This is a genomic window from Crocosphaera sp. (assembly GCF_030064895.1).
Lineage (GTDB): Bacteria > Cyanobacteriota > Cyanobacteriia > Cyanobacteriales > Microcystaceae > Crocosphaera.
In genome coordinates this window covers 1-13497 of sequence record NZ_JASJEB010000090.1, presented here as the reverse complement: position 1 = coordinate 13497, position 13497 = coordinate 1, and the positions used below count along the sequence as shown (strand labels likewise).

12 protein-coding genes are annotated in these 13497 nt (G+C 36.8%); 3 read left to right on the top strand and 9 right to left on the bottom strand.

What is annotated here, in order from left to right; all coding sequences use genetic code 11:
* Nucleotides 1-104: 104 nt before the first annotated feature.
* The 3 genes from QNJ66_RS18340 to bchD all read right to left on the bottom strand — a co-directional run bounded on the left by QNJ66_RS18340 (nucleotide 105) and on the right by bchD (nucleotide 3477).
* A complete protein-coding gene (locus tag QNJ66_RS18340) occupies nucleotides 105-248 on the bottom strand; it encodes a hypothetical protein (protein WP_300509503.1) in 144 nt (47 codons plus the stop codon).
* 535 nt (nucleotides 249-783) lie between these two features.
* On the bottom strand, nucleotides 784-1338 hold the full coding sequence (locus QNJ66_RS18335; RefSeq protein ID WP_300509501.1) for a GUN4 domain-containing protein: 555 nt from the start codon (nucleotides 1336-1338) through the stop codon (nucleotides 784-786).
* A 120-nt stretch (nucleotides 1339-1458) separates the two neighbouring features.
* On the bottom strand, nucleotides 1459-3477 hold the full coding sequence (gene bchD / locus QNJ66_RS18330; protein WP_300509546.1) for a magnesium chelatase ATPase subunit D: 2019 nt from the start codon (nucleotides 3475-3477) through the stop codon (nucleotides 1459-1461).
* 290 nt (nucleotides 3478-3767) lie between these two features.
* Here bchD and QNJ66_RS18325 point away from each other — a divergent pair, with 290 nt between their 5' ends.
* Complete coding sequence (locus QNJ66_RS18325; protein WP_300509499.1) at nucleotides 3768-4754, top strand: hypothetical protein; 987 nt, start codon at nucleotides 3768-3770, stop codon at nucleotides 4752-4754.
* A 624-nt stretch (nucleotides 4755-5378) separates the two neighbouring features.
* On the opposite strand, the gene QNJ66_RS18320 is transcribed toward QNJ66_RS18325, so the two are convergent.
* The 5 genes from QNJ66_RS18320 to QNJ66_RS18300 all read right to left on the bottom strand — a co-directional run bounded on the left by QNJ66_RS18320 (nucleotide 5379) and on the right by QNJ66_RS18300 (nucleotide 9779).
* Nucleotides 5379-5708 carry a shikimate dehydrogenase gene (locus QNJ66_RS18320; protein WP_300509497.1) on the bottom strand — a complete coding sequence of 110 codons (330 nt, stop codon included), beginning with the start codon at nucleotides 5706-5708 and terminating at the stop codon, nucleotides 5379-5381.
* 70 nt (nucleotides 5709-5778) lie between these two features.
* Nucleotides 5779-6579 carry a YwqG family protein gene (locus QNJ66_RS18315; RefSeq protein WP_300509495.1) on the bottom strand — a complete coding sequence of 267 codons (801 nt, stop codon included), beginning with the start codon at nucleotides 6577-6579 and terminating at the stop codon, nucleotides 5779-5781.
* 253 nt (nucleotides 6580-6832) lie between these two features.
* Entirely contained in the window at nucleotides 6833-9067 is a 2235-nt protein-coding gene (locus QNJ66_RS18310) for an MASE1 domain-containing protein (protein ID WP_300509493.1), read from the bottom strand.
* A gap of 198 nt (nucleotides 9068-9265) precedes the next feature.
* The gene (locus QNJ66_RS18305; RefSeq protein ID WP_300509491.1) at nucleotides 9266-9571 is read right to left on the bottom strand and encodes a type II toxin-antitoxin system RelE/ParE family toxin; all 306 of its coding nucleotides are present in this window, start codon (nucleotides 9569-9571) and stop codon (nucleotides 9266-9268) included.
* The gene (locus tag QNJ66_RS18300) at nucleotides 9537-9779 is read right to left on the bottom strand and encodes a DUF6290 family protein (RefSeq protein ID WP_300509490.1); all 243 of its coding nucleotides are present in this window, start codon (nucleotides 9777-9779) and stop codon (nucleotides 9537-9539) included. Before QNJ66_RS18300 ends, QNJ66_RS18305 begins: the two co-directional genes overlap by 35 nt.
* 168 nt (nucleotides 9780-9947) lie before the next feature.
* Here QNJ66_RS18300 and QNJ66_RS18295 point away from each other — a divergent pair, with 168 nt between their 5' ends.
* Together QNJ66_RS18295 and QNJ66_RS18290 are read left to right on the top strand one after the other, a co-directional pair.
* The gene (locus QNJ66_RS18295; RefSeq protein ID WP_300509488.1) at nucleotides 9948-10580 is read left to right on the top strand and encodes a response regulator transcription factor; all 633 of its coding nucleotides are present in this window, start codon (nucleotides 9948-9950) and stop codon (nucleotides 10578-10580) included.
* Between the two features lie 17 nt (nucleotides 10581-10597).
* Nucleotides 10598-12469, top strand: a complete 1872-nt coding sequence (locus QNJ66_RS18290; RefSeq protein ID WP_300509486.1) for an RNB domain-containing ribonuclease — start codon at nucleotides 10598-10600, stop codon at nucleotides 12467-12469.
* Between the two features lie 178 nt (nucleotides 12470-12647).
* Here the strand turns inward: QNJ66_RS18290 and QNJ66_RS18285 are convergent, their stop codons facing one another.
* Nucleotides 12648-13277 (bottom strand): DUF3177 family protein, encoded by a 630-nt coding sequence (locus tag QNJ66_RS18285; protein ID WP_300509484.1) that lies wholly within the window; start codon nucleotides 13275-13277, stop codon nucleotides 12648-12650.
* Between the last annotated feature and the right edge of the window lie 220 nt (nucleotides 13278-13497).

The window sequence follows — 13497 nt, the reverse complement described above, 5'->3', positions numbered from 1 at the left end:
TCAAGATTTTATCATATAAATCAGCGATTTTTTCATATTTTAAGCTTTATAATCGATTAATAAAATTAGTATTACCTGCATGAAGATGGGTTAAGGTATCCCTGTCAAGAAAATACATCTTCGTCGGTTTCAGAACGTCCTCTTGCTTGATAAATATTGTTTCTTAATTCAGAGATACAAGTATCATAACTAAATGTACTTGCTTGTTGTAAAAAGAGAGTTTTACTATCTTGTGTAGCAGTTTTCACTGTTTTTCTTTTTTACTCTGATTTTGGAGTGATTGTCATAATTTTTTATGCTTATCTATCCTTAACTTAACCAACAATATTAAGTAATTTACATCATGTAATTGAATTGTTAACCGAGTTTTCTAGACGTTTTCTAGGTTGGCGCAAAAGTTCGATATTTGCTATTCCTAAAACTTCTTCAATTTCTAAGCCAAAAGTCTTAGTTTATTTGTACTTATTGTAAGTTTTTGACACTTTCTTGTCTTAAGTTTTCATCAGGGACAGAAAAAGATTCATCCATCATAAACTCCAATTTTTTTTGACTTCTTGAATACTAGCTTCAGCAGAATCGATAGTTGCTTGTCCTCTTTCAATAGTCTTTACTAGCAAATTTACCATATCTTATGGAGGCCATGGCTGAATTTCTAAAATCCTTAATAATAGCTTGTTAAGTCCATTATAACGCTCGGTTAGTTTTTCTCTAACATTCTATTGCCACTAATATAATTAAACACAAATTTATGATGGTTAGGTTTCATTTTGATCGGTGATCGCACTAATAGATCCCGCAGTTTTGCAACAGTGTGTCTAAATCATCAAATTGAATTCCTTGAACACTTGATTGAAGATTTAATAGTCTTTTAATCATTACTCGATTAGGTAGCTTTTCATTTTTACTAAATCCAAATTTATTATTAGAATGGATAGTCCATGCTTGGTCTATAGCTTGAAGACGTTGACAAGTATCATTCCCTCCTATAGTAACGATTCTTGCTACAAGCTGAGTCGTTACTCTATCAGCATCATCTAATTTTCCTTCGGCTATTAAATTTACTAAATTGTCATAAGTTATAGTAGGGAGTAATTTTGAAGAAGGCCGAGAAGGCCGAGAAGGTCGAGATTGTGATGGACTTGGATATAGGGGTTGTGAATCTTGTATCGTTGGTGTAGGAATAACTTTTGTTGGAGAATTGTCGTCTTGAGGTAAACAAGATTCAGACTTAAGTCCAAAGCTACATCTTACTTCTGGGGTTATAAATGTGAAAATTGCGATTACTACACTAAGTCCACCAAATATAACACCAGTCTTGTCCCAATTATTGGCAGTCATAACTCTTAAATGAATAGTATTTTAATTTCTGATGAAACTAGTCTAACCTAATCTATCTCTTCCTAGTTTATGATTTGTCTCCTTTAGGAAAATCATTAATGTTTCCCCATCTGAGAATAATTATTTTAAATCAGCGATCGCCCCTCTAGCCATCTGTGCAATAGCCTGATCTGTTGCTCTTGGTAACTGATAATAAGTACCTCCGGCGGTTTGTGCCATCTCCTTCCCAAACCCTGTTGAAACAAATTTTTTCTCTGTATCTATCATCAATAATTTAATGCCTAAAGCCCGAATTTTTCCAGCAATATCTAACAATTCTTGTTTAATATCTGGCTTTTCTCCTTCCGGTATGGGTTCCCCTAAAGACTTAGCTAAAGGAATATTACCCCGTCCATCGGTAATAGCAACTATCACCACTTGACCAATATCCCCCGACATCTTTGCATTCATCCCCACATGAACCGCTTGGGTTAACCCATGTGCTAAAGGTGAACCGCCCCCACAAGGCAAGGTTTCCAGGCGTTTACGGGCTAAAGAAATGGAACGGGTGGGGGGTAACAATACGTCTGCTTGTTCCCCTCTGAAGGGTATTAAGGCTACTTGGTCCCTGTTTTCGTAAGCTTCTGTCAACAGACGCATCACTGCACCTTTAGCAGACTGCATCCGGTTTAAGGCCATTGACCCGGAAGCGTCCACTACAAACACGATTAAAGCCCCTGCTTTCCGTGCTAAACGCTTAGAACGTATGTCACCCTGTTCGACGATAACATTGCGTCCAGGATGCTTTAAACGTCGAGATTTTTGATAGGGGGCTGCTGCCCGTAAGGTTGCATCCACGGCAATACGTCTGACTTTGCCTTTGGGTAACATGGGTTTAACGTAGCGTCCGCGATCGTCGGAAAAGATTAAGTTACGACTTCCTGACTTACCTTGATTTTGCGCCATCTGTGCAAAATACAGCACACTGGGGTCTAATATGACTCCTTCTATGTCAAAAACGAACTCTTCGGGAATACCTGGGGGTTCTTGTTCCGGTTCTTCGTTATTATCTTCTTCCTCTTCTTGTTCCTCTTCATCTTGATTAGATTCATCTTGAGGTTGCTGTGGTGGGGGAGGAGGAGGAGGTTGAGGGGCATCTTCTGGAGGAGGTTGCATCATGGTGGAACGAGGAACGATCACCAGTTCTACTGCTCTTCTTAAATCCTCTGAATTGATAGTATTTCGTCCATCTAGGGCGGCTGAGGCTTTGGCGACTCGAACAGCAAAAAGTTCGGCGCGATGCCCTTCTACACCCCCTCTGATGGCTTCTTCGACTAAATATTGAACCTGATCAGGAGTTATGGTAACTTCTTTTAACCATTCTCTGGCTAAAATAATTTGTGTTTTAATGTCGTCTATTTCGTCGTTATATTGAGCAAGAAAGCTTTGGGGGGAGTTAGCATAGTCTAAAGCTTGGTTAACGGCTTGTACCCGTTGATCTAGGGCTAATACTCCGTCTGCTGAAAGGGCGATCGCAATTCGGTCTAATAAATGCCGTCTTAATGGTCCTTCTTCGGGATTATAAGTGGAGATTAGAATAGGTTTACAGGGATGTTGAAAGCTTATCCCTTCTCTTTCTATTTGGTTTCTACCGTCGGTTAATACGCTTAAGAGTTGGTTGGATATTTGATCGTCTAAAAGGTTTATTTCATCTACGTATAACACTCCTCTATTTGCTTGTGCCAACAAACCAGGTTGAAAGATAGCTTCTCCTTGTTTAACGGACTCTTCTACATCTACCGACCCTAATAATCTATCTTCTGTAACACCGATAGGAACTTGGATAAAGGGTGCCGGTACTATTTCTGTGGTGATGTCTTCGGGGCGTTTGTTTAAATATTCTTCTTGGGTGTTGTCGTCCCATTCACTGGGTTTGTTGCGATCGCAGTTAAAGGGATTATCTTCTATTCTTTCAATAGGAGGCAAAAGCGCGTGTATTCCCCTAGCAAGCACTGATTTTGCTGTTCCTCGTCTCCCTGCAATGACCACACCTCCTAAACCTGGGTCTACTGCTGCTAATAATAAGGCGAGTTTGATGGCTTCTTGGCCAACAACGGCAGTTAAGGGAAAGTTTAAGGGGGTTGCAGTAAGAGTAGGCATTTCGAGAATATTTTGAACCATTAATGCCAATGTATCATGAACCCTGACCGTAAATATACCACCGTATGGGTTTAATAACATTCAACCGCTTCCTGATTTTATGTAACCTGTTATTACCTGTTACATAGATTTGGATTTAAACTATAGCACTAGGGTTTTGATCAGGCGATCGCAATGTAGGGAATTACATAAGATTAAGATTTGATTAAATAATTACTTTAAGTTGTGTAGTGTATAATATGAGCAAATAATAAAATTATTTAGTTTTAATAAATAATTGGTATTGTCAAATGTTTAAAACTCCCAAGTTTTTGTTGAAAAAAATAATCTCTATATTATTTATTATTTTTGTATCTTTTTTTGTTATTACTCAATTACATTCTCAAAGCACTGCTCAATCAGGTACTAACCAAACAGTTCAAGGAGTCGTTATAAATCAGAATGGGGTACGAGTAAGAACAGATATTCCTTCTATAATAGATGGGAAATATACCTTAGCAGATAGAGTAAAAGGAGAAAATAATAAAAGCTGTGCAATTGGAAAAGGGACACAATTTACAACTAATGAAGATGATGCTGTAGAACTTATTAACGGAGAAATTTGGTATGAAATAACAGTAAATCCACAGGATAATCAAACATCTTTATCTAATTGTCCAAAAGAAGAATTCACAGGATGGATTGCTGGTAATTTAAGTGATAGCAAAAATAATCAACGATTTATTGAGTTAAACCCAACCTCAACAGATATACCAATACCTCAACAACCTAAAGATGATGAAAAAATAGACAGTGAGATTAAAACTGATAATAAGATAAGTGAACAAAAGATAGAAAAAGCAATAAACGAATACAAACAAAAATATACACCAAAATCTATAAATTACTTATTTATAATAATTGGTATTATACTGGGCTTTATTATAGTAGCATCACAGGTAAAATATGAATTTATTAATATTTATAACTCTAAAATTATAGGGAATCTTATAATGTTCGTGGTATTGGTGTTCTTGTTAATCTGTGTGGTACATTTTTCTGTAGATGTGTCTATTGAGGCAACAATACCTACTAAATCGGAAATAGAGGGTCTTATTAAGACAAAAGGTATCGTAACTGATCAAGACTTTAAAAACAAGATATCTGAATTATCACCAAATTCTATAACACCAGAGTTTGTGTTAATTTTGTTAAACCACAAGAATGGTAGTTTTATTTTTGGAGTAGTTTCTTCAATCTTGATTTTAAAATTATTATTTGTCAAATCCCAATCATAGGGTTTTATTTGTGCATACCACCAATATACATTTAAGATTTTCATCTCATTATGGATCATTTTTATTAGTGACTAAATATAACCTTTTATAACCTGTTACATAGATTGAGGTTCAAACTATAGATGCTCAGGTTTTGATCAGGCGATCGCTAATGTAACAGTTAACTACTTCTGGGAATGTATTTCATGGTTCGTTGGTGAATATTTGTATTACTTGATAGTCAACTTGTTGTATACATTGGCATTCAAACTATAGCACTAGGGTTTTGATCAGGCGATCGCTACTGTAAGAGTTAACTACTTCTGGGAATGTATTTCATGGTTCGTTGGTGAATGTTTGTATTACTTGGTAAGAGTCGCAAGTTAACCTGTGATAAATATTCGGGTTTAAACTATAGTGCTAGGGTTTTGATCAGGTGATCGCTACTGTAAGAGTTAACTACTTCTGGGAATGTATTTCATGGTTCGTTGGTGAACTTTTGTATTACTTGATAGTCAACTTGTTGTATACATTGGCATTCAAACTTGAGCATCGAGGGTTTTTATGAGGCGATCGCTGTTGTAATAGTTAACTACTTCTCGGACTATATATTATGGTTCGTTAGTGAACGTTTGTATTGATTGATTACTGGAAAATATTAGGTATCAATCGAGCTATCAAAGTCAAGAAAGCAGTTGTTACAGCGACAATGATAGGAATAATGAGAGATTTAGCTCCCTTTAGGTCAGATACTTCCTTAACTAAGATTTCTTGATTACTTTCTACCTTTTCCAGTCGCTTATCTATACCATTAACTTTCTCAGTCAACTTTGCTTGTCCTACTTCTAAGTTGGTGAGACGTTCGTTTATCTTATCAAACTTGTGATTAACTTCTTTATGATTGCTGTCTAGTTTGTCCTCAATGCGTTTGAGTATGTCTGCTGTGGGATAAGTAACGGTAGAAGGTTCATTCATGGGTTAAACTCCAGGAGACTGCTTTTATTTTATTACTGGTTAAATATAACCTGTTATAATCTGTTAGAGATTAAGAACAATCGTAAGAATAAATAACCTGACTAAAATCTAAATTTTTGAGTGCAGAAGGTTGAATAAAAAAGTTACCCACTCCCATATCTCCCCAGATAATGTCAGCGTCTTCATCAGAGACCATTTGAAACAGTAATTCATAAGGTTCTATATCTTCATCAAAATTCATTCTGGGATCATCTTGAGTAAAAAAAGGATAACCCCCTAATTTATGTTCTTCTCCTGCGTATAAGTCAAAATAATCATCTAAAAGATCATAATAATCTATATTTTCTTCTAAGTCACTGACAAAATTTTCTATCATTGTTTCTAAACGATAATCACACCCTGTCATCGGCTCATATTTTTGAGTAAAATTCAAGGCAAAACTACCAATAAATGGTAAAATAACATCAGGATCATCAATACTTGGTAAGAAACTAAAATCAGTAATTAAATTGTTTTCATCTAAATCAATCTTATCAAAATAAATAACTCGAAAATATGTTTGCTCAGCCAAATCTTCATCACTCATCCCATATAAATCATGATAACTATCGATATAAAATTGTAAGATTCCTTCTTTAGGAAAATTCTCTAATAATAAAGTTTCAGAAAAATTAATTTGAGCTAATAAAACTAAAGGATTACCGTCTGGACTTTTGGGATATTCTAACTGTTTAGGAAAATAGGGTTCTCCTCCAAACTTACTCTCCCATAAAGTCAGTTTATTACTAAAAGAAGGGGTTATTTTTAGATAGAGTTTTTTGGTTGCTTCTAACTCTTTTCTTAGGTTTTCTAACTGAGGAGGAAGCTTCATAATCCATTAAATAAATAAAGATACTATAGCATTTACCATACTTGTGAGGTACACCGTTTTCTAGTTTTAGGAGTTCGGAGTTCGGAGTTCAGAGTTCGGAGTTAGATATTAAGTGTACCTCATGAGTCCGAGAAACGCTCTATTCTCATTTTTACAGAAAAATTATCAAGGACTGAACTTGTTAATCTTTAATTAAGAAATTAGCCGTTTTAAGAACTAATTTTTTGTGATAATTTACCCATTCTAAATTCTTTCAACTTACTGCTGAAGGTTGACTTTTAGCCATAGGAAGGGTAAACCAGAATTGACAGCCATGACCGGGGGTACTTCTTACCCCAATTTTACCCCCATGTGCTTCAATAATTTGACGACATTGGTAAGAACCTAAACCGATACCAGTTCTTCTTCTATCGTGTAAACTACGAAGGTATAATTTAAACAATTGATCACATTGTTGTTCACACATTCCTACCCCATTATCAGTTAAACTGCAATAGATCATTCCTTGTTTAACCGTTACATCAATACCTAAATTAATTCCAGGAGGATTATGTTTTAGGGAATTAGTAACAAGATGATCAAACACATGATGAAGTTGTTCTTTGTCTCCACAAATCAAGGGTAAATTATGGTTAATATTAGCAATTAAATTAGCTTGATTTTGCTGTAACAATGGCTGCCATTCTCGGATAAGTTCATTAATGAATTCAGATAAAGATAACGGTTCAGAATGAATCATTAAATGTCGTTCTTCAGAAAAATGATCCTCAGATAGTGCATTAATTAAAGTTAATTGACGCTCACTACTATTGATCATTCTATCCAGAATAGACCGAGATAAAGTTAAGCTATCTCCAGCACAATTTTGTCTATTTTTTAACAACATTAATAAACCCATAATCGACGTACGTAAATCATGGGAAACTGCCTGTAAAAACACCGCCTTCATATCATGTAACTTTTGAACTTCTCTGATTTTTTCTTGTAGTTGATGGGTGCGTTCTTCTACCTGTTTTTCTAAATTACAATTCAACTTTTGTACCGTTTGGTAAAGTTGGGACTGACTCATAGCAATCATAACTTGACCGGCTAATTGTTCTAATAATTTCACCTCTTGTTTATGCCAACGACGGACTCCTAAACATTGATGAGCTACCAATAAACCTAATGGTTTACCATCTAAATGTAAAGGCACTACCAAAGCAGCCTTAATCTGATAACGTTGGGTATATTCTTGTACCGTTGGGGATAAATTAAAGTTGGTAATATCATCAGCAATAAACGTTTCTGCCTGGGTAAAAAGATACGGTAAAGCCGTTAACAAATTATCCCTAGCATTACTTCCTAATAAACTAGGATAATCACCATTAAGGGACTCAGCTACCACCTCAATACGTCCGCTATCTTGCCAAGATGCAATAAATACCCTATCTGCCTTAATTAACTGACGAATTTCTGTAACAGTAGTCTTAAAAATCTGTTCCAAATCAAGAGATTGACGAATTTTCAAAGACACTTCCGCCAACAAATGATCCCGTTCTAAAGTTCTTCTTAACTGTAGTTCTGCCCGTTGTCTTTCTGTCACTGCTGCTGATAATAATAAAGCAGTGCCACTGACAACAATAATAAACATTTGTAGCAACAAAATAGTTTGAGAATCATTATTAGTTTGTATCACAAACGGACCGACTCCTTGGAGTGTTCCCGCGATCGCCAATAAAGCTAAACAGAAACTACCTAAAACCGCCCCCCAAGTTTGGAAGCGAATAGCCGCCCAAACCACGATGGGGAAAGGTAAATATTCCAAATAACGAGCATTACTCAAACTGCCTTCCATTAACATATCTACCTGGTTATGATGAGAAAAAACCATCCAACTTAACCCCAATAAAAGTCCGCTACAGATAATCACTTCGATAACTCGCTGTTTGTGATAACGCCGAAATAAACCTGCCCCATCAAGGCAAATTCGCAATACAAAAGGCGTTATCACCAAAATACTACTACAGTCCCCTAACCCCACCATCCACCAGTGTGAGGCAAAATTCTGCCAATTGAGAGAACCCATCAACAAAGCTGACAAGCTTTCTAAGGTTGCATTGACCCCAGAAGCAAGCATCCCTGCTAACAAGATTAACCGGACCACATCATCGATGCGAGACAAACGAGAGGAAAAACCGCACCAACGCAATAATTTAAACCCTAACCAAGCACAGAGGGTGCTACCGCCAGCAGAACTTAGGATTAGTCCCCAGTTTACTCCTAAAGCAAACATCAACAGAGCATCACCCAGAAAAATGCCTAACCAGACTTTTTCCCCATAAATTAGCAATGCAGTTAAAGCAATGCCACTGGGAACCCAAAGAGGGGCAACCTCCGTGTTAAGGTTGGTACTTGCATGAGCCAATAAACCACTGATCCAATAGGCCAGAGCTACTGGGATAACGGCAAAGTCGAACAATTGCCAGGGATGACGAGGTGAACTCATAAAATTTAACTCTCTCACTCTAACTTAAAGAGTGCCTAAGGAGAGAATCTTTTTGCCTCCCCTAGATGGGTGAATTTCAGCATAACACTGTCATTCCTCTGGCCTATCTTGGGTAAATTGATCGATCTCTTCAACTAATCCTTCTGAATAATTAGATGCGATCGCTTAGAAGGTCAATAGTTTTTGTTAACAAGCTACCTAATAAGCATCTTTTCTGGGAGAAATCGTCAGGATGTCCACTTCTTTAGCTTCGGTATCAATTTTATAAAAAACTCTATACTTCCCGATTCGGTAACGCCAAGTTGGAGGCTCATAGTTTTTCAGTTTCTTAATATTTAAACCAAAATGAGGCTCCTTTTTTAACTGAGGGATAACATATTCTGCCATTTTCTTCTCAATAAAAGCTCTATCTTTTGAGGGAAACTTCTTGATCTGTTTATCATATTCAGAGGCGATAAAGACTTGATAGTTAGGTAACTCGGCGCTTTCTATTTTTTGTGACATCAGTTCGTCCGCGTTTTAATGATTGTTGTAAGTCTTCATCAGAATTAATTTCAGCCATTTCATCCTCGTCAGCATACTCTAGCTGTTCAATATATCTTAAAGTTGCTGTCTCAATAAAATTAGAAATAGCCCTGTTATCTATAGCAGCAAACTTCTTAAACAGTTCATACTTTTCATCGTCCAAACGAATGGTTATAGTTTTTGACATAATTCTCTCACTTAGACAATAATAAACACTTTGTTCATTTGTATTCTATACTTCTAAGGGTTTTTTTTATCAAATATAAAGTTTGGTAACAAGTAGAATTGATATTTTAGATTTAGATTTGGGGTATTATTCTACAATTTAATTATCCATTATCCTTTATTAAACCCCATGCGAATTTTAATCGTTGAAGACGACCCCCTGATGCAGTTAGGCTTAGAACAAGCTTTAAGCGAACATCCCAACTTTGAGATTGTTGGACAAGCTGAAGACGGCTACATCGGTGTTCAAAAAGCTTTGGAACTCAAACCTGATTTAGTAGTTATGGACATCGGACTACCCCGTTTGGATGGGATCGCAGCTACTAAGCAAATCAAAGAACAGTTACCAGATATTCATGTGGTCATGTTAACGTCCCATACCTTACAAACCGAGGTAGTGGCCGCTTTATCCAGTGGTGCCGATGCTTATTGTATCAAAGGGGCAAGTTTAGAGCGATTATTAGCAGCTATTGAGGCGGCCCAAGATGGGGCGACTTATCTTGATCCCCAAATTGCTCGATTAGTCTTAAATAACTTGAAACCTCCCACCCCAGAACCTAATCAAAATATTGGCCTCTTATCAGAACGAGAATTAGAGGTTTTAAAGTTAATTGTAGAAGGGAAAAGTAACAATGAAATTGCCGAAGACTTATACTTAAGCACCAATACCATTAAAACCCACGTTCGAGGTATTATGAACAAATTAGCTGTGGATGATCGCGTACAAGCTGCTGTTGTTGCTTTACGTTCCGGTTTAGTTTGAAAATTCAGTAAATAAAAATGACCCCTTCTCTTATTCCTCATGATGAAATCAATAAACTGCTGCAAGAACCCTTAAACATTGATGATAGAAAACAGGTTTTAGGGTTTACTATTGATAGCGAAACTTCAAAAGACTTAGATGATGCTTTGTGGATAGAACCCAATCAGTCAGGGGTGGTCATTTCTGTTCATATTGCCGATGTTACTGCTTTAGTTCCCCGCAACTCCCAACTGGAACAACAAGCATTTTCAAGGGTGGAAACCCGTTATTTGGCCACAGGTAATAACCCTATGTTTCCCCGTCAGTTATCGGAGGATAAACTATCCTTACTCGAAGATAAACCCCGATGGACTATTACAATTCGCATTACTTTAGATGAAGCGGCCAATATCAAAAAAACTCAACTCTTATCTACCCATCTAAATAGCATTAAGAGATTCTCTTATATAAGTGCGGATAAGACCCTACATGACCCTTCAAAGCCTCTGTTTCAAGTTTTACGCTATTGTGAACTCTGGGCGCAAAAACTCGCCTGGAAACGGCAAAAACGAGGGGCTTTTGGTCAAAGTACCATCGCTGGGGTTACTTTGGACGAGGAAGGACGATTAATCGAGACTCCCTTATACCATTCTCAACAAATTATTCAAGAGTTTATGGTCTTGGCTAATACTGCCGTAGCTAGTTTAGCAGAAGAACACCGACTGCCCATCTTATACCGTAATCATACAGCTTCAGCCATCGCCCCTGAGAATCAACTTTTAATGGAAACGTTAACTACCCTTGGACTACCAGAGTTAGTGCGTCAGAAACTGCAAAGTTGGTTAAACCCTGCTACTTATTCCCCGGCTGTAATTGGCCATTTTGCCCTGTCTGTTGGGGCTTATACCCATTTTACTTCACCTATCCGTCGCTTCGCTGACTATATCAATCATCGCATTCTTAAAAGGGTTTTCATTGAGGAGAAAGAGTCTCCTTATAAGGTAGAAGAATTACAAGCGATCGCCAAACATATCAACGATAAAAAACAAGAAGTCAAAGAAAAACGTAACGAACATTTTAGAGAACAGCGTCTGGCTAAAACTGTTACTATTTTGAATAAGCAAGAGACTATTCCTACTTTATCAGATAAAGAATTCTCCCAAGTTCTCAAAGAGAGTATTAAATTTTCTAAGCTAGATAAATTAGTCCCTGAAGCGCAACAACGTTTAGAAAATTGTACTCTAAAACCGTCAGATTTATATTATTTGGTGTTTGGTGAATATGAAAATCCCGACAATCGAACTTTGATTAAAGAACAGCTATTAAACTATTTAAAGGAACAACCTATCTTAGCAACTCAAATTTTGCAAATTGCTGCTACTGTTGGTCAAACTACTGTGGATTATGTTGACAAAAAAACAAGTTCAGGAAAATTTGCTTTCTGGACTGTATTTGAAGAAAAGACTACAAGTCAACCCTCTATTGCTAATAGTAAGCAAACTGCTAAACACCAATCTAATCTTCATTGGTTACAAGGAAAATTAGAAGATAAATTACATGAAGTTACAGAGATTGATCAAACTGCTTTAGACGATCAAATAAAAGAAGAAACTACCTTCTTAGCCCCTGCTTCTGTTATTAGTGAAGAACCATTAGACTTATCAATGGTTCCTTCAGAAGCTATCAATAATCCTATCGCCTATTTACACACCGTATTGCAGCGATCAAAGCTTAAAAATCCAGTTTATTTATACAATAAAATAGACGATCAATGGCGATGTTGTTGTCAGGTTCAATGGTCAGATGAAATGCTGATTGAAACAGAAGCTTTGGGACAAAATAAAAAAGAGGGAAAAACTCAAGCTTCTTTAAAAGCAATTATTGAATTAGAAAACCATTTTATCAATTAATAATTAACAATTAATTCAAGAAGATGTAAGTAATTATTCATTATCTATTAAGCTGTTTTGCATTTAAACCCCATATCATAAAGTTAAGCAATAAATTAGCAAACCGTCTCCCCGTCTCCCTTTCCCCACGTCTCCGGTGTCAGTCTAGTATAGTAATTTAGATGCTTAACAGCTTATTTTAGTGATCTAACGCTGATCTTCCTTGTTTTCCAAGACGAATAAGTAAAAAATAGGCAAAATAGAGAACATAAATTGATAATCCCAATAAACCTATAAATCCCATAAAACCAGCAGTTGCATCCCCATGAATTAAAGACCAATAACCCACCGGTGCTTGTATCCAAGCTTGACAAAATGGAGTTTCTAAGCTGTCTGGGGATATGGCACAGGAGAGAAAAGGGACATGAACCATTGCACCGATACTACCATACACTGTGACTGCCCAACGCCAGGAAGTTACCATCAATTTCAGGAAACTCCCCGGTAAATCCTTAATTTCATCGTTCAAATCCACCCAAAACCATAAAGAAATGGGGATGAGGATACGTGCAGCTAAAGCAGCAATAAAGCCGACTTGTCCACAAAATGCTTCAAAAGGAGAGTTTTCTCCTACCCAACCAGGGGCTAATAAATAAACTGTAATCAATAATAAACTAGCTACTCGCCAATAAATAATGAATAAACGTCCAATGGCATCAACTTGTTTAAGTAAAGCCCAAATACTTAAAATTAAGGGGATGATGACTGTAAATAAAATAGCAAGGCGATAATCTGTCCAAATAAAGGGTTGAAACCAAAGGTCTTCCATAACTGTTATTTATTCTCTGAAAAATCCTTAGATTATTATAAGCATTGTGAAGTACCCCAACTTGCTTCGCTGAAGTTGGGGCTTCCCAACGACAACTCAACTCAAGGACGGTTTTATTCGTCTTCGAGGTTTCCCGTCTCATTGGCCGTTGCCTCAATAAGACAAGTCTTATTTTGGTCTAACACAGCCTCCACAGGCAGACTCTCGCCTTCCGCAAGAG

What these genes read in the sequence shown, in the direction of transcription:
- QNJ66_RS18315 (WP_300509495.1), bottom strand. Translation starts at nt 6,579, where the DNA reads ATGAAGCTTCCTCCTCAGTTAGAAAACCTAAGAAAAGAGTTAGAAGCA.
- QNJ66_RS18310 (WP_300509493.1), bottom strand. Translation starts at nt 9,067, where the DNA reads ATGAGTTCACCTCGTCATCCCTGGCAATTGTTCGACTTTGCCGTTATC.
- QNJ66_RS18305 (WP_300509491.1), bottom strand. Translation starts at nt 9,571, where the DNA reads ATGTCACAAAAAATAGAAAGCGCCGAGTTACCTAACTATCAAGTCTTT.
- QNJ66_RS18300 (WP_300509490.1), bottom strand. Translation starts at nt 9,779, where the DNA reads ATGTCAAAAACTATAACCATTCGTTTGGACGATGAAAAGTATGAACTG.
- QNJ66_RS18320 (WP_300509497.1), bottom strand. Translation starts at nt 5,708, where the DNA reads ATGAATGAACCTTCTACCGTTACTTATCCCACAGCAGACATACTCAAA.
- QNJ66_RS18285 (WP_300509484.1), bottom strand. Translation starts at nt 13,277, where the DNA reads ATGGAAGACCTTTGGTTTCAACCCTTTATTTGGACAGATTATCGCCTT.
- QNJ66_RS18325 (WP_300509499.1), top strand. Translation starts at nt 3,768, where the DNA reads ATGTTTAAAACTCCCAAGTTTTTGTTGAAAAAAATAATCTCTATATTA.
- QNJ66_RS18335 (WP_300509501.1), bottom strand. Translation starts at nt 1,338, where the DNA reads ATGACTGCCAATAATTGGGACAAGACTGGTGTTATATTTGGTGGACTT.
- QNJ66_RS18290 (WP_300509486.1), top strand. Translation starts at nt 10,598, where the DNA reads ATGACCCCTTCTCTTATTCCTCATGATGAAATCAATAAACTGCTGCAA.
- QNJ66_RS18295 (WP_300509488.1), top strand. Translation starts at nt 9,948, where the DNA reads ATGCGAATTTTAATCGTTGAAGACGACCCCCTGATGCAGTTAGGCTTA.
- bchD (WP_300509546.1), bottom strand. Translation starts at nt 3,477, where the DNA reads ATGCCTACTCTTACTGCAACCCCCTTAAACTTTCCCTTAACTGCCGTT.